Here is a 20460-nt window from a genome sequence, read left to right on the forward strand (position 1 = left end):
ACAGAGCCTCACACTGAGGAGCGGCAGCCACTGTACGGGCCAATCACCGGATGGAAGCGATCCAACCACCGCGACATCCGCGGCACCACAGAGCCTCACACTGACCGCACTGTACGCACCTCCGCGACCGTGCGGGAGCGCTCGGCGAGCAGCGCGGCGAGGTCGGCCGGTCGGCTCCAGAAGGGCCAGTGCCCGGTGGGGAGATCGACCAGGTCCAGGTGCTGGACCGCGGTCACCGGTGCCATCATCGGGTGACCCGACTCCGCCATTGCCGTGACGTCCTGGGAGGTCAGGGAGCTGCAGATCATGGTCGCCGGGATCCCCTGCCACCGGTCGTCCTCCACCCTCAGCACGCCCCGCATCACCGGACCCGGCTGGGGGACGGAGCGCTCGCGGAACCGGTCGAGCTGCGCAGAGGAGAGCCCCTCGAGGCTCGCCTGCTGCCCGAGCTCCTCGAATGGTGGGAGCGGGACCTCGGCGACCTCCTCGGGCAGCCCGGGGGCGGCGACCGCGCCGTCGAGCTGTGGGCCGCTGTCCACCCAGACCACGTGGTCCACGAGCTCGGGCCGGCACCCCAGCAGCCGCATCACCGGCAGATTGGCCCCGCTGTGCGCGACGAGGACCACCGGGCCCGCCGAGTCCGCGAGACGGGAGACCACCTCGCCGAGGTGGGACGCCTGGTCCTCGAGGTCGGAGGAGGCCCGCCGCGGGGCGGCGGGGTCCATGCCCGGCAGGGTCACGGACTCTGCGGGGATCCGCTCGTCAGTGAGGGAGTCGACGACCTCGTCCCAGGCCCAGCCGCCGAGCCAGTGCCCGGGGACGAGGACAAGAGTTGCGGGTGTGCCCGGTGTCTGATCGATGCTCATGCCCTCACGGTAGGTCGCGCAGAGGACACGATCTGTCCTCGAAGAGGGTCGGACGCGCTGTCGGCCACAGGGACGGGGTGGAGTGGCCCGCGCCGAGGTCACTCCTCCGGTGCCTGCTGTCCCGTGCGCTCCTGCCACGCCCGATAGTGCTCCCAGTCGAACAGCCCGTTGCCCGCGGTGATCGTGGTGCCGTCGCGTGCCCTGAGTCTGGTCTGGCTGGTTCTCGAGATGTTCGTGCCGTCAGGGCCGCCGGAGCCGATATAGCTGATGCGGGCGATGTCCGCATAGCGAATGGTCCGGGTGCGCCCCAGCATGCCCCGGGATCTGAAGGCGTCCGGCCCCGCCTCGACGTAGACGATGAAGAAGGTCCACAGCAGCAGGATGGCGATCAGCAGAAGCACGCTACCGGCGATCACATCGGCCCGGATCTCGGCAGGGTTTTCGCCCTTCGTGATCCCCGCGAGCACGAGCAGGACGCCGAACAGCAGGATCACGAAGCCGATCACGCCCACCAGTCGCGAGACGCAGCGGCGCTCGGGATGCCGCTTGCGGATCCACGGGCGCCGGACCAGGAAGCTCAGCAGCCAGAGGCCGACGATGATCGGGATGAAGGCGACGATCTCCATGACGGACATGTTTTCTTCCTTCCGAATGCTCAGGCCCGAGCAGCCACTCCCTGCTCCTGCCGGCGGATGGTGCCGCGCCGGGCGAACCAGGTGACGACGAAGCCGAGCACGAGGGCGAGGATCACGCCGATGTTGGAGTAGGCCCAGTTGCCCTCCCAGTAGGAACCGGCCGGGTCGTCCACGAAGGTGCCCAGGCCCAGCGGCTGAAGCAGGTAGCCCTGCCAGTTGTTCCACGGCGCGGCCTCGGTGAAGGAGTTCACGACCAGGCCCCAGCCGATCACCGAGGCCACCACCAGCGTGATCACCGAGGTCCAGTCCACGGCGCCGTAGCGGCCGCTCGGGTCGAACAGGGCCTTCTCGTCGTAGTCCGCGCGGCGGGAGAGGACGTCGGCGATGAGGATCCCGGCCCACGCGGCGATCGGCACGCCGAGGGTGATCAGGAAGCTCTGGAACGGGCCGATGAAGCTGGTGGCGAAGAACGCGACCCAGATGGTGCCGACGGTGAGGATCAGGCCGTCGATCGCGGCGGCGGCCGGGCGCGGGATCCTGATGCCCAGGCTCAGCAGGGTCAGGCCGGAGGAGTAGATGCCCAGCACCGCCCCGGAGACCAGGGTCAGCACCGCGACGATCCAGAAGGGGATCAGCGCCCACAGCGGCAGGATCGAGATCAGCGCGCCGATCGGGTCGCCCTCGATCGCGGCATTCAGATCGGGATCGGAGCCGGCCAGCAGCAGCCCGAAGATCACCAGCACCACCGGCGCGGCCGCACCGCCCACGGTGTTCCACAGCACGATCGACCCGTCGGACGCCGTGCGCTTCTGGTACCGCGACCAGTCGGCGGCGATGTTGATCCAGCCCAGCCCGAAGCCGGTCATCACCATCACCAGCGCACCGACCATCGCCTGCGGCGGCCCGTTCGGCGCCGACGCCACCGCGGCCCAGTCGATGGCGGGAATGGTCAGGGCCATGAAGACGATGGTCATGGCGCCGGTGGCCCAGGTCAGGATCGACTGCAGGCGCATGATCGTGTGATAGCCGAGCACGCTCGCCACCACGATCAGGGTGGCGATGAGGATCGCCGCGATCACGGTGACCGCCTGCCCGGAAGCGACCCCGAGCACGTCGAACACGGTGGCGGTGGCCAGCACCGCGGAGATCGCCAGGCTCGTCTCCCAGCCGATCGAGGTCAGCCACGAGACGATGCCGGGCACCTTCTGCCCGTGGACGCCGAACGCGGCGCGGGAGAGCACCATCGTCGGCGCGCTGCCGCGCTTGCCGGCGATCGCGACCAGCCCGCACAGGGCGAAGCTGATGATGATGCCGATGATCGCGACGATCGTGGCCTGCCAGAAGCTGATCCCGAATCCCAGCAGGTACGAGCCGTAGCTCATGCCGAACACCGAGACGTTCGCGGCGAACCACGGCCAGACGAGATCGCGCGGGCGCGCTGTCCTCTCTGACTCCGCGATGATCTCGATGCCGGTGGTCTCGATGACGCCGGCGCCGCCGACGGGGGCCGGGGGAGGCGTCGGCGCAGTGGTGCTGTCAGGGGAGGTCATGTCGGCTCCGGGAGAGAACGACCAGCGCACGGCCGGCCGACGGGGTGGACGGATGTCAGCTGCAGTGTCCCATGACGGCACTCAGCAGGCTCGCCGCCCAAACGCGGTGCCATACCCCCGCCGCGTGCTGGACGAGGCGGCCGACATGCTCGCCGGAGGCTCGGCGCGGTCCAGGAGATCGGGCCCCTCGGCGATCCGCGGCTCGGGAGGTGCAGCTGCGCCCACGGGACGGACCGCCGTTCCCGTCCCGCTCCGGGGCACCTACCGTCGGCCCATGCCCGTTCCGACCTACACCCACGGCTACGGTGCCGCAGTCCTCGGCAGCCACCGTCAGCGCACCGCCGAGAACTCCTCCGCCTACCTCCTGCCGCAACTTCGCGCCGGGCAGCGGCTGCTCGATGTGGGCAGCGGGGCGGGGACGATCACTGCGGGGCTGGCCCGGCTCGTCGGCCCGGAGAACGTGGTCGCCCTCGAAGTGGACGAGCACGCCGCCGGCATCACGCGCGAGGAGCTCGCCCGGCAGGAGCTGGACGCGGTGGAGGTGGTGGTCGGGGATGCTCATGAGCTGCCGTTCGCCGACGGCGCCTTCGACGTCGTCCATGCCCACCAGGTCCTCCAGCATCTGCCCCGGCCGGTGGTCGCCCTCGCCGAGTTCCGCCGGATCACCGGCCCGGGCGGGGTCGTCGCGATCCGGGACAGCGACTACGACGGCTTCCGGTGGTTCCCCGAGGACCCGTTGCTGGAGAGATGGCGCGAGCTGTACGTGCGCGCTGCCCGCGCCAACGGGGGAACCCCCGATGCGGGTCGCCGGTTGCTCGCCTGGGCGCACGAAGCGGGCTTCGGGGACGTCACGCCGAGCTCGTCCACGGTGCTGTACGCGACCCCGCAGACCCGCGCGACCTGGTCCGAGACCTGGAGCGGCCGGATCACGACGCCGCCGCTGGCCGATCAGCTCCAGCGCCAGGGGTGGGCCGACATCGACGAGCTCGAGGAGATCGCCGCTGCGTTCGGTCGCTGGGCCGACCACCCCGACGGCTGGTTCGTGCTCCTGCACGGCGAGATCCTCGCCCGGCCCTGACGGGCCATGCCCTCGTGACGCCGAGTCGGGTGCATCGATGACAGCCGTCATGGGCGCTGCTCGCCGTGGCTTCCTACGGTCGTGGACAGGGAAGGAGCCGCACCGGGCGGTTCCGCGCAGCAAGTGGGAGAGCCAGCGATGCAGACGCCGTATGACCGCACCGATGCCCCGCACGACATCCCCGAGGACGACGAGGCCGGACTGCGTCGACAGGCCGCCCGGAACATCCACGCCCGCCGCGGGTTCGCGGTCCAGGTGGCCGTCTATCTGATGGTCAACGGGATCCTGTTCTGGTCCTGGGCCAGCTACGGCTACGGGTTCCCCTGGCCGCTGTTCGTGCTGGTGTTCTGGGGGATCGGCCTGTTCTGGCAGGCATGGGAACTGTTCGGCCCGGGCGAGAGCGAGGACCGGGTCCGCAAGGAGATGGACCGGCTGAGCGGCCGTCGCTGAGCCCGCGGGGCCTCGACGAGACGGGCGCGGGAGCGTATCGTTGAATACGCAACCACCCTCGACGTTGGAGACGACATGAGCCTCAGCACCATCGCCCTCCGCGCCATCCCCGGCGCGTTCATCCTCAACTCCGGAATCGGCAAGCTCGGCATGCCGGCCGAGATGGCCGAGGGCCTCCAGGGCATGGCCGCCAAGGGCGTCCCGCCGCTGGAGAAGCTCACGCCGGAGCAGTTCGCGAAGTTCCTCAGCTACGGCGAGATCGCCGTCGGCGCCTCGCTGCTGCTGCCCTTCGTGCCCAACCGGATCGCGGGCGCGGCCCTGGCCGCCTTCTCGGGAAGCCTGGTCTCGATGTACCTGCGCACCCCCGAGATGACCGAGTCCGACGGCGTGCGTCCCAGTCAGGACGGCACGGCCGTCGCGAAGGACACCTGGCTGCTCGCGATCGCCGGCGCTCTCCTGCTGGCGGAGAAGAAGCAGACCAAGCAGAAGAAGTCGCTGAAGGCCTGACCGGCTGAACGCCTTCCTCGCCGACGGTCGGGCCCGTCGTAGGCCGGGCCCACGCCCGCCGGCGGCGGAGGTCGTCAGTCCCGGGCCGTGGATGTCGAGCCCTCGCTCTCGGCCAGGCGTCGCTCGATGAACCGCTGCTCGGCGGCGTTGTCCACCTGCTCGAGCGCCCGGGCCCACGCTGCCGCGGCCTCCTCGCGCCGGCCCACCTCGTCGCGGAACAGGGCGACCGCGATGTGGAAGGGATGGTGGCGGGCGAGTTCGGGATCATCGGCCAGCCCCTCGAGCAGTGCCAGCCCTTCCTGAGGTCCTCGTGCCCTCCCCACGGCAATGGCCCGGTTCATCCGCACTACCGGGTCCTCGCCGCGTGCCAGCAGCAAGTCGTACAGCGAGAGGATCTGCGGCCAGTCGGTGTCCTCGTAGCGCGCGGCCTCCGCGTGCACGGCGGCGATCGCGGCCTGGATCGTGAAGCGTCCGGCATCCGGGCGGCCCGCCGCCCCCTCGGCCAGTGCCAGGCCCTCGGCGAGCAGATCGCGATCCCACCGCGAGCGGTCCTGGTCCTCGAGTGGGATCGGCACGCCGTCGGCGTCCTGGCGGGCTGGGGAGCGGGCATCGGCGAGCAGCAGCAGGCCCAGCAGCCCCTGTGGTTCCGCGGCCGAGGGGAGCAGGCCGTGCGTGATCCGCGCCAGACGGATCGCCTCGGCCGTGAGCTCCTGCCGGATCGGGGCGTCACCACTGGTTGCGGCATAGCCCTCGGTGAAGATCAGCGAGATCGCGGTCAGCACCAGAGGCAGCCGGCGCTCGCGGTCCGCGGGATCGGCCGGCACCGTCAACGGGATCCGGTTTGCCGCGATCCGCTTCTTGGCGCGGGTGATCCGCGCCTGCAGGGTCGCCACCGGTACCAGCAGGGCCTGCGCGATCTCCGCGGTGCTCAGCGAGCCCACGAAGCGCAGCATCAGGGTGATGCGGTCGGCCGGGGCGATGGCGGGGTGGCAGCAACCCATGAGCATGGCGAGGCGCTCGTCGGGCAGGTCCCCGTCGGCGAGGACGTCAGCATCGGCCGGAGGCGTGGCCGCGGCCTCTTCGGCCACGTGCAGCTCCGCGAGCCGGCGGGCGTAGGTGGCGTCACGTCGCACGCGGTCCAGGGCGACGCGCTTGGCGGCGGTGGTCAGCCAGGCCAGCGGCCGTTCGGGCACGCCCTGCCGAGGCCACGTGCGCAGGGCGGATTCCATCGCCTCCTGGGCGGCGTCCTCGGCGAGTTCGAGATCGCCGAAGCGGCGCACGAGGGTTGCCAGCAGGCGGCTGTGCTCCTCCCGGTGGACCCGGGTCAGCACGTCGTCGGCGGGCGGCTCCTCGTGCGCCGCGGCGATGGCCACCGCCCTCAGTACTCCGCGAGCGGGCGCACCTCGATGCGGCCGCCGATCGCCCCGGGGCACTTGGTGGCCCAGGTCAGAGCATCGTCGAGGTTCGCGACATCCAGGACGATGGTGCCGCCGACGAACTCGCGGCTCTCGGCATAGGGGCCGGCGGTGATCACCGGTTCGGCATCGCGATCGGCCTTGGAGACGCTCGTGCCCTCGTCCGGATCGGTGAGGGCGAAGCCGCCGGCGAGCACGCCGGCCTCCTTCAGTTCCGCGTCGAAGGCCATGAACTCCTCGGGGTTCGGGCCCTCGTCGGTCTCGCCGCAGCGGTCATCGGCCATGTTTCCCATCAGCAGCAGTACGTACTTCATGCTCACTCCTCGGTGGTGCGGTGACCGAGCCGAGCGGCCCGGACACCACTATGACGAACGGGCGCCGAGCAGATCGACAGTTCTCCGGAATCGGATCGACGTCGCCGGGATCGCCCGCCCCGCCCCGTGCCGGGCACATCCCGCGCTGTCAGGCCACGCTGAGGCTGTCGATCATGGCCTGGAGGTCGGCGACCTGCTGCTCGTGCCCGGTGGCGGCACCGCCGTCGAACGCCGCGGGGCCCTCCGGCGTATCCACGACGATCACGGCGATCTCCCATGACTCCGTGGTGTCCAGCAGGCTGAGGTCCGAGAGCATGACCGTCGCGGTGACGATCCAGCCGTCGTGCCCGTCGACCGTGAAAGCCTCGTCGCGGTAGTTCGTCAGTTCAGGGTCCGGTCCGTAGATCTCCTGGGCCTGATCGCGCGAGATGCCGCACTGGAAAATGGCTCGCGCGGCGTCCTCGACGCCCGGGTAGCCGCCCTCGTCCTCGGGGAACTCCACGGCGCCCACGGCGGCGACGGAGTACCAACCGTCCTCGACCTCCTGCTCCGCGGCGGCGACATCGACCATGTACGAGGACTGCGAGCCCCAGTTGCTGCCGGTGCCCCAATCCGGCTGGACCGCGAACTCCAGGCCCCCGCTGCGCACCGTGCCGTCGGACTGCTCGGCCTGCGAGTTGTTGTCGTCGTGGACCGTGCACTCGGTGGTGGGCTGCTCGGTGAACGTCGGCTCGGCGCCGCCGGCCTCGTCCGTCCCCTCCTCGGAGGGGACGTACTCCTCGGGCCGGGTCTCCTCGGGATCATCGGCAGCAGAGGTCTCCTCGGCGGCGGTCGGATCCTCGGCGTCAGTCGAGAACACGGTCTGTGAGAGCACGAGTGCCACGATCGCGAGCACCACCACCAGGACGCCGACGCCGCCAAGGACGACGGCGATGATCGGACCCCTGCCGCCGCCACCGCCGGGAGTCCCGCCGTGCCCGGCACTGGGCCCGCTAGGCCCACCGACCCCATTGGAGCCACCAGCCCCGCCAGCAGTGCCCGGGATCGATGCCCCGCCGCCCGCGCTGCCGCCGGCCCCGCCGCTGAAGTCGGGCAGCTGCGGCGGCTCGAACGTGCCTGGACGGTCGGACATTGCTGCTCCCCTCGAGCCCTGCTCCCCGGCGCGGACGATACGCGTGCCCGGCCGCGGCCCAGCCTAGCGGCGGGGTCGCGGCTCCCGAGCGCGTCTCGGTACGCGAAATAATGCAAAGCATGAGTGGCGTAAATAGCAGAGGTAAGGCTAACCTCAGTGTGGCCGCGACGCGCTCCGCTCTCCCGGACCGGTCCCTTTCCCTCGACAGAAGGCAGCCCCATGACCTCCCACTCCCGTCTCTCCCGTCGCCACTTCAGCGCGCTCTCCACCGCCGGTGCTCTGGGCGTGGTCCTGACCGCCTGTGGCGGCAGCACCCAGGCCGCCGACGGCGGTGCGTCCGACGGGGGTGACAGCGGCGCGGCGGGCACCGTGGAGATCGAGGACAACAACGGCACCCAGACCGTCCAGACCCCGCCGGCCTCCGTCGTCGCGACGGACAACCGCACCTTCGAGACGCTCCAGGACTGGGATGTCACGCTCACTGCTGCTGCGCGCGCCCTGATGCCGACGACGATCTCCTACCGGCACGACGAGTCGATCATCGATCTCGGCAACCATCGCGAACCCGATCTCGAGGCGGTCGTCGCCGCCGAGCCGACCCTGATCATCAACGGTCAGCGCTTCGCGGACTACCACGAGGACTTCGCCCGTCTCGCCCCGGACGCGGCCATCCTCGAGCTCGACCCCCGTGATGACCAGCCCTTCGCGGACGAGCTCAAGCGCCAGGTCAGCGCCCTCGGGACGGTGTTCTCCAAGGAGGCCGAGGCCGAGCAGCTCGGCGCCGACCTCGATGCCACCATGGAGCGCGTCACCGCCGCCTACAACGGCTCCGACACCGTCATGGCCGTCAACGTGTCCGGCGGCGAGATCGGGTACATCGCCCCCGGAGCCGGCCGCACCCTGGGCTGGACGTTCGAGGCCTTCGGCTTCGTCCCCGCGCTCGAGGTGGAGGGCGCCAGCGACGACCATCAGGGCGACGACATCTCCGTCGAGGCCATCGCCGAGTCCAACCCGGACTGGATCCTGGTCATGGACCGTGACGCCGCGATCTCCGCCGACGACCCGGCCTACGAGCCGGCGGCCGAGATCCTCGAGGCCTCCGAGGCGCTCGCCGGGGTCACCGCCGTCGCCGAGGGCCGCCTCGTCTACATGCCCGCGGATACGTACACCAACGAATCGATCCAGACGTACACGGAATACTTCGAGGCCCTGGCCGACGCCCTCGAGGGCGCGGCCTGAGCCCTGGCGCGATGTCGTCCTCGTCCTCACCTCGGCCCGCTGCCTCGCCTCGACCCGCTGCGCCGACGGTCGCTCGGGCGCCCGACGGGGTGCCCGAGCGAGCTCGCGGCCGCGAACCGCTGCTGGACGCGAAGCTCGTCGTCGCCCTCGCGGTGGTGGCCCTGCTGCTGGTCGCGTCGCTGCTGACCGGGGTCTACGACGTGGTGGGAGCCGAGGACGGCGGCGAGATGTTCGCGATCACCCGGATCCCGCGCACCATCGCGCTGGTTCTCGCCGGCGCTGCGATGGCCATGTCCGGGCTGATCATGCAGCTGATGACCCAGAACCGGTTCGTCGAGCCGTCGACCACCGGCACCACGGAATGGGCCGGCCTGGGGCTGATCCTGGTGATGGTGCTCGCGCCGCAGGCCGGCCTCCTGACCCGGATGACGGTCGCGATCGCCTTCGCCTTCGTCGGCACCATGGTGTTCTTCGCCTTCCTGCGGAAGGTGACCCTGCGCAGCTCCCTGATCGTGCCGATCATCGGCATCATGCTCGGTGCCGTCGTCGGCTCCGTCTCGACCTTCGTCGCCCTCCAGTTCGACGCCCTGCAGAACCTCGGGGTGTGGTTCGCCGGCTCCTTCACCTCCGTGCTGCGGGGCCAGTACGAGGTGCTGTGGATCGTGGCGCTGGTCGGGGTGGCGGTGTTCCTGGTCGCCGACCGGCTCACCGTCGCCGGGCTGGGGGAGGACATCGCCACCAACGTCGGCGTGAACTACCAGCGGGTGCTGCTGATGGGTACCGGCCTGGTCGCCATCGCCACCGGCGTGGTCACCGTGGTGGTGGGGAACCTGCCCTTCCTCGGTCTCATCGTGCCCAACGTGGTCTCGATGATCCGGGGCGACGACCTGCGCAGCAACCTGCCGTGGGTGGCGCTGCTGGGCATTGCCGTGGTCACCGTCTGCGACCTCATCGGGCGCACGATCATCATGCCCTTCGAGGTGCCGGTCTCCCTGATCCTGGGGATCGTCGGCGCCATCGTGTTCATCGCCCTCCTGCTGAGGCAGCGCCGGCATGGGTGAGCGCACGCTGACCGGCTCGGCACCCGTCACGGGACCGGCACCCGCCGCTGGGGTGGCACCCGCCGCTGGGGCGGCGACCGGCGCGGACACCGGGCGGGCCGTGTCCACCTCCCCGGCCGACGCCGTCCTCGACGCGGCGGCCCCGCGCCCGCTGCCCCGGCCCCGCAGCAGCTCCGGTCCCTTTCCGGATGCCAGGTCCCGCACGCGCTACTGGAGCGTGGTCGGCGCGCTCGTGGTCCTCGCGGCCGCGTTCGGGCTCGGACTGCTGGCCATCGACAACCCGATGCCCGTCGGCACCCGGGGCTTCTGGCTGATCGCCGAACTGCGCGCGACCTCCCTGGTGGTCATGGCGATCGCCGCGTTCTGCCAGGCCACAGCCACCATCGCCTTCCAGACGGTGACGAACAACCGCATCATCACGCCCTCGATCATGGGCTTCGAGTCGCTGTACACCGTCATCCAGACCGCCGCCGTCTATCTGCTCGGCGTAGCCGGAGTGGTGGCGCTCCAGGGCACCGCGCAATTCCTCGCGCAGGTGGCGCTGATGGTGGGCCTCTCCGTGCTGCTGTACGGCTGGCTGCTTCGCGGGAAGTACGCGAACATGCAGGTGATGCTGCTGATCGGCATCATCATCGGGGGAGGGCTGGGGTCGGTCTCGACCTTCATGCAGCGCCTGCTGAGCCCCAGCGAGTTCGACGTGCTCAGCGCCCGCCTGTTCGGCTCGGTCACCAACGCGAGCGTCGAATACCTGCCCTACGCGATCCCGCTGTGCCTGGTCGCCGGGGTGCTGGTGTGGCTGAACGCCCGCCGCCTCAACGTCATCTCCCTGGGCCGGGACGTGTGCCTGAACGTCGGCGTGGACCACGGCCGCCAGACCATCTACACCCTGGTGCTGGTCTCGGTGCTGATGGCGGTCTCCACCGCCTTGATCGGCCCCATGACCTTCTTCGGCTTCCTGGTCGCGACGCTGACGTACCAGCTGATCGGCACCCACGACCATCGCCGGCTGCTGCCGGTCGGTGTGCTGGCCGGATTCGTCGTGCTCTCCGGGGCGTACTTCCTGATGAACCACGTCTTCTACGCGCAGGGAGTGGTCTCCATCATCATCGAACTCGTCGGCGGGTCCGTCTTCCTCGCCGTCATCCTGCGGAAGGGGCGCCTGTGATCACCATCGACGCGGTGCGGAAGCGATACACCTCGGGCTCGCGGACCATCGAGATCGGCCCGGTCAGCCTCGAGATCCCCGCCGGCGGGGTCACGGCGCTGGTGGGCCCGAACGGCGCGGGCAAGTCCACGCTGCTGACCATGGCCGGCCGGCTGCTGGGGATCGACGAGGGCGCGATCGAGGTGGCCGGGTACGACGTCGGCTCCACCGCCTCGAAGGACCTCGCGAAGATCCTCTCCGTGCTGCGCCAGGAGAACCACTTCATCACCCGGCTCACCGTGCGCCAGTTGGTGGGCTTCGGCCGCTTCCCCTACTCCAAGGGGCGGCTGACCAGGCTGGATGAGCAGAAGATCAGCGAGGCCATCGACTTCCTGAGCCTCGACGAGCTCGAGGACCGCTACCTCGACCAGCTCTCCGGCGGCCAGCGACAGCGTGCCTACGTCGCCATGGTCCTCGCCCAGGACACCGAGTACGTGCTGCTGGACGAACCGCTGAACAACCTCGACATGCGCCACAGCGTGCAGATGATGGGCCGGCTGCGGGACGCCGCCCGCGAGCTGGGCCGCACCGTCGTCGTGGTGCTGCACGACATCAACTTCGCCGCCCACTACGGCGACCACATCATCGCGATGAAGGACGGCGGTGTGGTCGAGGCCGGCCCGGTCGAGCAGATCATGGACGGGGAGGTGCTCACCCGGGTGTTCGACACCCCGGTCCAGGTCATCGACGGGCCCAGCGGCCCGCTCGCCGTCTACTACTGAGAGCAGGCGGAAGGCTGCGCCGACGTTCCTGCGCTCGGGGCCGACGACGCCCGACCCCGCGCCGGCGGCGCGGGACCCGACCCTGCGCCGGCGGCGCGGGACCCGACCCTGCGCCGGCGGCGCGGGACCCGACCCTGCGCCGGCGGCGCGGGACCCGACCCTGCGCCGGCAGCGCGGGATCCGCGACCTCGTGGGAATTGGAGCGCCATACCAACGCGGTCACGGATCCTGCGGAGGAGTCGCGCCGGGCCGCGCCGGGCCGCAGCGAGGTCGGGCCGGCGCGCGCCCGCCTCGGCGTCAGTCCCGCTTCTGGGCGGGGTCGAACCCGGCGCGGCCGTCGGGGCGATCCAGCTCGTCGATCGCGGCGATGTCGTCGGGGCTGAGCTGCAGCTGGACCGACTCCAGGTTCTCCACGATCCGAGAGGGCGTGGCCGATTTCGGGATCGCCACGATGTCGTGGGCGAGGTGCCAGGCGAGGACCACCTGGGCCGGGGTGGCGCCGTGGGCAGCGGCGATGCCGGTGATGACGGGGTTCTCGAGGAGGTCGGACTTGCCCTGGCCGAGCGGCCCCCAGGACTGGGTGAGGATGCTGTGCTGGGCGTGGGCCTCGCGCAGCTCGCGCTGCTGGAAGTAGGGATGCAGCTCGATCTGGTGGATCACGGGGGTGACGCCGGTGGCGGCGATGATCTCCTCGAGCTCGGCGAGCGGGAAGTTCGAGACACCGATCGAGCGGGTCAGGCCCCGCTTCTGCAGCTCGACCAGCGCCTCCCACGCCTCGACGTACTGGCCCTGGGACGGGACCGCCCAGTGGATGAGGTAGAGGTCCATGTAGTCCAGGCCCAGCCGCTCCAGGGACGCCTCACAGGCGGCGATCGCGTCATCGTAGGCGTGCTCGTCGTTCCACAGCTTGGTGGTGACGAAGAGGTCCTCGCGGGGCACGTCGGCGGCGCGCACCGCGCGGCCCACGCCCTCCTCGTTGCCGTACAGCTTGGCGGTGTCGATGTGACGGTAGCCGGCCTCGATGGCCTGCCCGGTCAGGTCGGCCGCGACCTCGTTGTCGACCTTGTACACGCCGTAGCCGAGCTGCGGGATCGAGTGGCCGTCATGAAAGGTCAGCGAAGGACTGGTGGACATGGTCTCCTCCTGGAGGGATCGGCGTCGCCGCCAGCCTACGATGGAGTCATGAGCTCGACGAGCCCGGGGCGGACCCGGTGACACCGGCACGCAGCTCACGTCTTGCACCGCTGGAGCGGCCCGTCCCCGACGGACCGCCCGCCTACGACCATGCCCGCGGGCACACCCCCGAGGGGCGGCGGCTGGACGTGTACGGACTGCTGGACACCCTGTTCATCGCCACCGGCGTGGTGGTCTCGGTGTGGCTGGCGCTGCTGTACCTGATCGAGGGCTTCTCGCTGACGCCCATCCGGCTGCTGTACCTGGCTGGTTTCTGGATCCTGCTGACCTACATCACGCTGCCGCGCCTGCATCAGCTGATGACCTGGATCTATCTGCCGGACTACTTCTTCGGCCGCACCCGAACCACCGAGGGCGTGCTCTCGGACCCGATCAACCTCGCCTTCGACGGCCCCGAGCGCGATCTGCACGTGGCGATGCGCCGCGCGGGCTGGGTGCTCGCCGAGGAGCGCACCGTCTCCTCGGCCTGGTCGATGGTCCGCTCGACGCTGCTGCGCAGCTCGTATCCCTCCGCACCGGTCTCCGACCTGTACCTGATGGGCCGACGCCATGACTTCACCTACCAGCAGGAGGTCGGCGGGACCACCACCAAACGTCACCACGTGCGGTTCTGGCGGATGCCGCCGGACTTCGTGCTGCCCGGCGGCTACCGGGCGGACTGGCTCGCCGCCGGCACCTACGACCGCGCCGTCGGCTTCTCCTTCTTCACCCTCCAGGTCACCCACCGCATCGACGAGAACATCGACGTCGAGCGCGACTACCTGATCGACACCGTGCGCTACGCCGACCGGGAGATCCCCGTCGAGATGATCCACGAGTTCTCGACCGCGTACCACCACCGCAACGGCCAGGGCGACCGGTTCCGCACCGACGGCCACCTGCCGGTGATCGATGTGGCCGGCGCCGCCTCCCGGTCAGACGGGGCGACCGCGATGATGCTGCCCCGGCACCGGCCGACGGGGACCACCGTGATGAAGGCCCGCGCCCGCGCCGCGACCCAGTCCGCGCTGGCCGCGGCCCGCCTCACCAGTGGTGTCACCGGCCGCACCGATCTGGGCAACGAGATCTCTGCGCAGTGGCACGGGACGGTCGACGACTTCCACGAGGCCGTGGCCCGGGCGGCCGACCACCACCTGCCGCCGCCGACGGTCGCGTTCACCGGCGCCCTCGTGCTGCTGCAGGCGGGGCTCGTGGTCGCGCAATGGCTCACCCAGCTGCTGGGGACGAGCCCGCTGCCTCTGTTCGATGACGCGACGCTGCTGTTCCCCGGCCAGACCGGGTTGGGCGTGGCCTCCGGGTTCGCCCTGATGCTGGTGTTGCTGCTGATCGGGGTGCTGCGCCGCAGCCGCTGGGCCCGGATCGCCCTGATGGCTGTGTTCACGGCCGACGCGGTCGTGCGCCTGGCGCTGGCCACCTCCTCCGGCGGCGACGTGACCCACTCGCTGCTGGTCGGCGCCGGTGCCTCCGCCCTCGGCGTGCTCGCGATCAGCTCCGACGCCTCCCGCCAGTGGGTGCAGACGCTGCGCGTTTCCTCCCACGAGGACGAGGACGAGGACGAGGACGAGGGCGCGGACGAGGGCGCGGACGCGGACGAGGGCGCGGACCAGGCCGCTGGCGAGGGCCAGGCCGTGGGCGAGGACGTGGACGACGGCGAGAGCAGGTCCGAGGACCGGGACCAGGCCGGCGAGGTGGACGGCCACGCCCCCGGCGGGACGGACGACGGAGTGCCGCAGGCTGACCTGGCGCAGCCGGCGGAGCAGCCGGCGGAGCGGCCGGGCCAGCGGCGCTGACGGCCGCGAGAGCGGCCGGCGCAGCGGCGCTGATGGCAGCGAGAGCGTTCGGCGCAGCGCTGGCAGGGCTGGCAGAGCTGGCAGGGTTGGCAGAGCTGGCAGGGGCGGCAGAGCTGGCAGAGCCGGTCTGCTGAGGCCGGTGGAGACGCGTGTCCGCGGCCGGACCGGGCGCGGCGCAACACGTCGTTCTGTTTCCCGTCGGCCTCGGTGTGAGCACGGACACCACGGAGTAGAGTTCGCTGTCAGCTGTTCACGGTGTCCCTGAGCGCCGACGCTCATCGCGAGCCCGGCGCCACCTTGAGCGGCCCGCCCGAATCCCCGTTCCCCGGGAGGATCCTGATGAGCGAGCCCCACGAGCCTGCCCCGGCAGCGCCGGGCGACCCGGCACCGGTCGGCGGCGCCTCCGACCAGCCCGAGCTGAAGCAGGCCATCACCCCCAAGCTCCTGCTGCTGTTCATCGTCGGCGACATCCTGGGAACCGGCGTCTACGCCCTGACCGGCAAGGTCGCCGGGGAAGTGGGCGGCGCGGGCTGGCTGCCGATCATCATCGCCTTCGCCGTGGCCATGGTCTCGGCGCTGTCCTACGTCGAGATGGTCACCAAGTACCCGCAGGCCGCCGGTGCCGCGCTGTACGTCCACAAGGCGTTCGGCATCCATTTCCTGACCTTCATGGTCACCTTCGCGGTGCTCTCCTCCGGCATCACCTCGGCCTCGACCAGCTCGATCTTCCTCGCCGACAACGTGCTCAAGGCCTTCGGGCTCGACGAGACCCTCGGGGGCGCCGCGACCGGGACCGCGACGGCGATCTCGCTGGCGTTCATCGCCCTGGTCGCCCTGATCAATCTCTACGGCGTCTCGGAGTCGGTGAAGGCGAACGTCGCCCTGACCCTCATCGAGCTCTCCGGCCTCACCCTCGTCATCCTCGTCGGCTTCTTCGCGATCGCCGAGGGCAAGGCGGACTTCTCCCGCGTGATCCTGTTCGAGACCGCGAACGACAAGAGCCTGTTCATGGCCGTCATCGGCGCCACCGCCCTGGCGTTCTTCTCGATGGTCGGCTTCGAGGACTCGGTGAACATGGCCGAGGAGACGGTCAACCCGGTCAAGAACTTCCCGCGCGCACTGATCGGGGGCCTGTCCATCACCGGCGTGATCTACGTGCTGATCTCCGTGCTCGCCGTGGCCGTGGTCCCGATCGGTCAGCTCACGGAGGCGACCACACCGCTGCTGACCGTCGTCGAGGTCGGCGCCCCGGGCATCCCGATCGATACGATCTTCGCGTTCATCTCGATCTTCGCGGTGGCCAACACGGTGCTGATCAACATGATGATGGCCTCCCGCCTGCTGTACGGCATGGCCAAGCAGGAAGTGCTGCCCGGGTTCCTGCGAGGGGTGCTGCGCAGCCGACGCACCCCGTGGGCCGGGATCCTCTTCTCCACCGGCTTGGCCTTCGCGCTGGTGCTCACCGTGCGCTACGTCCTCGCCGAAGGCACCATCTCCGCTCTCGGCGGCACCACCGCGCTGCTGCTGCTGGCCGTGTTCGGCCTGGTCAACGTCGCGGTGCTGGTCCTGCGCCGGGAACCGGGCCGCGAGGGCCACTTCCGGACCCCGACGGTGCTGCCGGTGATCGGCGCGATCACCGCCTTCGCCCTGATCACGCCGCTGGCGCAGCCCGCGCAGAACTACATCATCGCCGGCGGTCTCCTCGCGATCGGCCTGGTGCTGTTCGCGATCACCTGGATCTATAACAGCGCCGTCCGATCCCGGCGCACCCGCATCCGCCACCCCGACGACCTCGGCTGAGCTCAGTTCCCGGCGGAACCCGGGCCTCGCCCGAGTCGCCGCCCTCTTCGATCGTTCCCCCAGGGAGATGCCATGACCACCGTCCTGCTGGCCTATGTCCCCAGTGCGACCAGTGAGGCCGCGCTCGCCTTCGCCGTCGAGGAGGCGAGGCGGCGCGACGCCTCCCTCCTGGTGCTCGCCTCCGAGCGCGCGCCGGACCCGCGCAAGGCCCGCGGCGTCAGCGACCCCCGGCCGCTCGCGGAGCGCCTGGCCGAGACCGGCCTCGAGCACGAGCTGCGCACCGTCCCCAAGCGCGACGACCCGGCCGACGACATCCTCGACGCCATCGAGAACGACGCCGTCGACCTCGTCGTGATCGGCATCCGGCGCCGCACCCCGATCGGGAAGATCCTGCTGGGCTCGACCTCGCAGCGGGTCGCGATCGAATCGCCCGTACCGGTGGTGCTGGTCAAGCCCGACACCTTCGTCAGCCCACCGCGGCCCTGATTCCTCAGCTCACCCAGGCCCTGAGCCTTCCGCCCATCGCGGCCCTGACCGGCACAGACTCCGTGCCAAGCCCGGGATGCCGCACTCGCGTCATACGAATTCCTCTCAGAGTTCACCCCGGTGTCGCCTCAGGGCGAGAACGGGATCACTTTGCTGGCGCATTGTCAGGTCGACTCCCCCCGTTATCGCGGCCGAGAGCACATCAACAGCAAAGGATCTTCCGATGGCCCTGATCGACCTGCCCCTGATGATGAAGGACTCCGTGCGCGGCAAGCGCTCGGCGGTGACGTGTGCGCTGAAGTGCGGTAACCAGTGCGCCTACGGCCCCTGCAACCACAGCGACAACTCCACCTTCCGCGACATCGCCTCCGCCGCGCTCTCCCGCCGCACCATGCTCGGCGGCACCGGCGGCGCCATCGCGATCGCCCTGGCCGGCACCCAGGGCGCCGTCGCGGCCCCGGCCGGCTCCTCCCCGGCGGCCCCGACCGTCGGCCCCGCGCCCGCCCTCGCCCCCAACGGCACCTCGCTCGACTTCGACGCGATCGCTCCGGTGAACTTCGAGACCGACGAGTTCACCGTGCCCGAGGGCTTCGAGTGGCACCCCGTGATCCGCTGGGGCGACCCGCTGTTCGACGACGCCCCCGAGTTCGACTGGAACGCCCAGAGCGCCGAGGCCCAGCGGGTCCAGTTCGGCTACAACAACGACTACACCGAGATCCAGGAGATCCCGGACACCGACGGCAAGCGCGCCGTGATGTTCGTGAACCACGAGTACACGAACGAGAACATCATGTTCCCGGCCGACACGGACCAGGACGACATCATCGAGATCGGCATGGCCGCCCACGGGCTCACCGTCGTCGAGCTCGAGCGCGAGAACGCCATCTCGCCCTACAGCTATGTCCAGGGCGCGGAGCTGAACCGCCGCATCCATCTCGACGACGAGTTCGCCCTGACCGGCCCCGCCGCCGGCAGCGACCTGGTCACGACCGCTGACGACCCCAAGGGCAGGACCGTCCTGGGAACGCTCGGCAACTGCGCCGGCGGCCTGACCCCCTGGGGCACGCTGCTCTCCGGCGAGGAGAACTTCCACGGCTACTTCCGCGCTCCCGGCACCTCCGAGGCCGAGCAGCGCTACGGCCTGGCTGACCGCGAGACCTCCCGCCTGTGGGAGCAGAAGTACGACCGCTTCGACGCCCGCAACGAGGGCTACGAGAACGAGCCCAACCGCTTCGGCTGGATCGTCGAGGTCGACCCGTTCGACCCTGAGTCCACCCCTCGCAAGCACACGGCGATGGGCCGCTTCAAGCACGAGGGCGCCAACGTGATCATCGGCGAGGACGACCGCGTCGTCGCGTACATGGGCGACGACGAGGTCTTCGACTACCTCTACAAGTTCGTCTCCAAGAAGAAGTACGTCGAGGGCGACCGCGACCACAACATGAAGCTGCTGGAGGAGGGCGACCTCTTCGTCGCCAAGTTCACCGGCAACTCCGCCGACGAGATCGACGGCTCCGGCGAGGTTCCCTCCGACGGCGCCTTCGACGGCACCGGCGAGTGGCTGCCGCTCGTGCTCAAGGGCAAGTCCCAGGTCGAGGGCTTCACCGTCGAGGAGGTCCTGGTCAACACCCGCCTCGCGGCCGACACCGTGGGCCCGACCAAGATGGACCGCTGCGAGGACGTCGAGCCCTCCCTGGCCTCCCGCCGCGTGTACGTCGCCTGCACCAACAACTCCGGCCGCGGCGTCGACGGCAACGCGCCGGCCGACGAGATGAACCCTCGCACGGAGAACCGCGACGGCCACATCGTGGAGATCGACGAGCAGGGCGACCAGTCCTCGACGACGTTCTCCTGGAACCTGCTGATGGTGTGCGGTGACCCCGAGCAGGGCGATCAGACGTACTTCTCCGGCTTCCCGCAGGACAAGGTCTCCCCGATCTCCTGCCCCGACAACCTCGCCTTCGACTCTGTGGGCAACCTCTGGATCTCCACCGACGGCGCCCCCTCCGGCATCGGCTACAACGACGGCCTGTTCCGCGTGACCCTGGACGGCGACAGCCGCGGCCGCGTCGAGCAGTTCCTCTCGGTCCCGATCGACGCCGAGACCTGCGGCCCGATCATCCGCGACCAGGACCAGACCGCCTTCGTCTCGGTCCAGCACCCCGGCGAGGACGGCGAGTGGGGCGACCAGCGCTCCTACTTCCCCGACTTCGACGGCGTCGGCCCCAAGCCCGCCGTGATCCAGGTGCTGCCGATCGCCGAGGAGCACCCCTTCTCCGACATGGGCCCCGAGGACGAGCACTACGAGTCGGTCATCTGGGCGTACGAGAACGGCATCGCCAAGGGCTACAAGGACGGCACCTTCCGTCCCGTCCAGCCCGTCAACCGTGACGCGATGGCCGCGTTCCTGCACCGCCTGGCCGGTTCGCCGGAGGTCACGCCCCCGCGCAGCGAGCCGTTCCGCGACGTCGAGCGCGGTCAGGAGCACTACGACGCGATCATCTGGGCCTACCAGCAGGGCATCACGACCGGCTGGAGCGACCGCACCTTCCGGCCCACCCAGCCCATCGCGCGCGATGCGATGGCGGCGTTCATGTACCGCTACGCCGGCTCGCCCGCCTTCGACGAGCCCACCGAGCGTCCCTTCGAGGACGTGCCCACGCACATCATGTACGCCAAGGAGATCGCCTGGCTCGAGGACCAGGGCATCTCCAAGGGCTGGAGCGATGGCACCTACCGTCCGCTGAACCCGATGAACCGTGACGCCACCGCGGCGTTCCTGCACCGCGCCCGCACGGAGCAGAACATCACGTTCATGGGCGGCTGATCGCCGGTCCCCTGCATCGGGTGACCGACCCTCCGGTCCCGACGACGCGACGGCCCCGCAGCCACACGGCCCCGCAGCCACACGGCCCCGCAGCCACACGACTGCGGGGCCGTTGGTCGTGGCCGTCCGTGGTGCGCATGACCGCCGCGCCGGGATCGGCTCCGCCACTGCGGGGTCGGCTCGGCGGGGC

Annotated in this window: 18 protein-coding genes; 11 read left to right on the forward strand and 7 right to left on the reverse strand. The window is 70.4% G+C overall.

The features are described from left to right. Window positions 1-95: 95 nt before the first annotated feature. The 3 genes from ACFQRJ_RS15565 to ACFQRJ_RS15575 all read right to left on the reverse strand — a co-directional run bounded on the left by ACFQRJ_RS15565 (window position 96) and on the right by ACFQRJ_RS15575 (window position 3051). Window positions 96-866: an alpha/beta fold hydrolase gene (locus tag ACFQRJ_RS15565; protein WP_377020130.1), complete on the reverse strand. Its 771-nt coding sequence runs from the start codon at window positions 864-866 to the stop codon at window positions 96-98. Between the two features lie 98 nt (window positions 867-964). Beyond that, entirely contained in the window at window positions 965-1501 is a 537-nt protein-coding gene (locus ACFQRJ_RS15570) for a hypothetical protein (protein WP_377020131.1), read from the reverse strand. Between the two features lie 20 nt (window positions 1502-1521). Continuing rightward, a complete protein-coding gene (locus ACFQRJ_RS15575; RefSeq protein ID WP_377020132.1) occupies window positions 1522-3051 on the reverse strand; it encodes a purine-cytosine permease family protein in 1530 nt (509 codons plus the stop codon). A gap of 274 nt (window positions 3052-3325) precedes the next feature. Here ACFQRJ_RS15575 and ACFQRJ_RS15580 point away from each other — a divergent pair, with 274 nt between their 5' ends. From ACFQRJ_RS15580 to ACFQRJ_RS15590, 3 genes are all read left to right on the forward strand, one after another. Then, the gene (locus tag ACFQRJ_RS15580) at window positions 3326-4129 is read left to right on the forward strand and encodes a methyltransferase domain-containing protein (RefSeq protein WP_377020133.1); all 804 of its coding nucleotides are present in this window, start codon (window positions 3326-3328) and stop codon (window positions 4127-4129) included. A 138-nt stretch (window positions 4130-4267) separates the two neighbouring features. Continuing rightward, the gene (locus ACFQRJ_RS15585; RefSeq protein WP_377020134.1) at window positions 4268-4579 is read left to right on the forward strand and encodes a 2TM domain-containing protein; all 312 of its coding nucleotides are present in this window, start codon (window positions 4268-4270) and stop codon (window positions 4577-4579) included. Between the two features lie 75 nt (window positions 4580-4654). After that, a complete protein-coding gene (locus tag ACFQRJ_RS15590) occupies window positions 4655-5086 on the forward strand; it encodes a hypothetical protein (RefSeq protein ID WP_377020135.1) in 432 nt (143 codons plus the stop codon). Window positions 5087-5160: 74 nt separating this feature from the next. Here the strand turns inward: ACFQRJ_RS15590 and ACFQRJ_RS15595 are convergent, their stop codons facing one another. From ACFQRJ_RS15595 to ACFQRJ_RS15605, 3 genes are all read right to left on the reverse strand, one after another. After that, window positions 5161-6459, reverse strand: coding sequence for an RNA polymerase sigma factor (locus ACFQRJ_RS15595; protein WP_377020136.1), 1299 nt, complete (start codon window positions 6457-6459; stop codon window positions 5161-5163). A gap of 5 nt (window positions 6460-6464) precedes the next feature. Continuing rightward, a complete protein-coding gene (locus ACFQRJ_RS15600) occupies window positions 6465-6815 on the reverse strand; it encodes a YciI family protein (protein ID WP_377020137.1) in 351 nt (116 codons plus the stop codon). A 148-nt stretch (window positions 6816-6963) separates the two neighbouring features. Further along, window positions 6964-7947 (reverse strand): hypothetical protein, encoded by a 984-nt coding sequence (locus ACFQRJ_RS15605; RefSeq protein ID WP_377020138.1) that lies wholly within the window; start codon window positions 7945-7947, stop codon window positions 6964-6966. A 219-nt stretch (window positions 7948-8166) separates the two neighbouring features. On the opposite strand from ACFQRJ_RS15605, the gene ACFQRJ_RS15610 reads away from it, so the two are divergent. The 4 genes from ACFQRJ_RS15610 to ACFQRJ_RS15625 all read left to right on the forward strand — a co-directional run bounded on the left by ACFQRJ_RS15610 (window position 8167) and on the right by ACFQRJ_RS15625 (window position 12173). Next, the gene (locus tag ACFQRJ_RS15610) at window positions 8167-9186 is read left to right on the forward strand and encodes a siderophore ABC transporter substrate-binding protein (protein WP_377020139.1); all 1020 of its coding nucleotides are present in this window, start codon (window positions 8167-8169) and stop codon (window positions 9184-9186) included. Window positions 9187-9197: 11 nt separating this feature from the next. Then, window positions 9198-10247 (forward strand): ABC transporter permease, encoded by a 1050-nt coding sequence (locus tag ACFQRJ_RS15615; protein ID WP_377020140.1) that lies wholly within the window; start codon window positions 9198-9200, stop codon window positions 10245-10247. 100 nt (window positions 10248-10347) lie between these two features. Beyond that, complete coding sequence (locus ACFQRJ_RS15620; RefSeq protein WP_377020141.1) at window positions 10348-11412, forward strand: iron chelate uptake ABC transporter family permease subunit; 1065 nt, start codon at window positions 10348-10350, stop codon at window positions 11410-11412. Next, the gene (locus ACFQRJ_RS15625) at window positions 11409-12173 is read left to right on the forward strand and encodes an ABC transporter ATP-binding protein (RefSeq protein WP_377020142.1); all 765 of its coding nucleotides are present in this window, start codon (window positions 11409-11411) and stop codon (window positions 12171-12173) included. The genes ACFQRJ_RS15620 and ACFQRJ_RS15625 overlap by 4 nt, the downstream gene beginning before the upstream one ends. Window positions 12174-12470: 297 nt before the next feature. On the opposite strand, the gene ACFQRJ_RS15630 is transcribed toward ACFQRJ_RS15625, so the two are convergent. Continuing rightward, window positions 12471-13307, reverse strand: coding sequence for an aldo/keto reductase (locus ACFQRJ_RS15630; RefSeq protein WP_377020143.1), 837 nt, complete (start codon window positions 13305-13307; stop codon window positions 12471-12473). 77 nt (window positions 13308-13384) lie between these two features. On the opposite strand from ACFQRJ_RS15630, the gene ACFQRJ_RS15635 reads away from it, so the two are divergent. The 4 genes from ACFQRJ_RS15635 (at window position 13385) to ACFQRJ_RS15650 (ending at window position 20270) form a co-directional block, all read left to right on the forward strand. Then, window positions 13385-15157 (forward strand): LssY C-terminal domain-containing protein, encoded by a 1773-nt coding sequence (locus ACFQRJ_RS15635; RefSeq protein ID WP_377020144.1) that lies wholly within the window; start codon window positions 13385-13387, stop codon window positions 15155-15157. Window positions 15158-15496: 339 nt separating this feature from the next. Then, complete coding sequence (locus ACFQRJ_RS15640; protein ID WP_377020145.1) at window positions 15497-16957, forward strand: APC family permease; 1461 nt, start codon at window positions 15497-15499, stop codon at window positions 16955-16957. 72 nt (window positions 16958-17029) lie between these two features. Beyond that, a complete protein-coding gene (locus tag ACFQRJ_RS15645; RefSeq protein ID WP_377020146.1) occupies window positions 17030-17443 on the forward strand; it encodes a universal stress protein in 414 nt (137 codons plus the stop codon). A gap of 223 nt (window positions 17444-17666) precedes the next feature. Beyond that, complete coding sequence (locus ACFQRJ_RS15650; protein ID WP_377020147.1) at window positions 17667-20270, forward strand: alkaline phosphatase PhoX; 2604 nt, start codon at window positions 17667-17669, stop codon at window positions 20268-20270. The last annotated feature ends 190 nt before the right edge of the window (window positions 20271-20460 follow it).

It is taken from the genome of Brachybacterium sp. GCM10030252 (genome assembly GCF_042666535.1).
In the GTDB taxonomy this organism is placed as follows: Bacteria; Actinomycetota; Actinomycetes; order Actinomycetales; family Dermabacteraceae; genus Brachybacterium.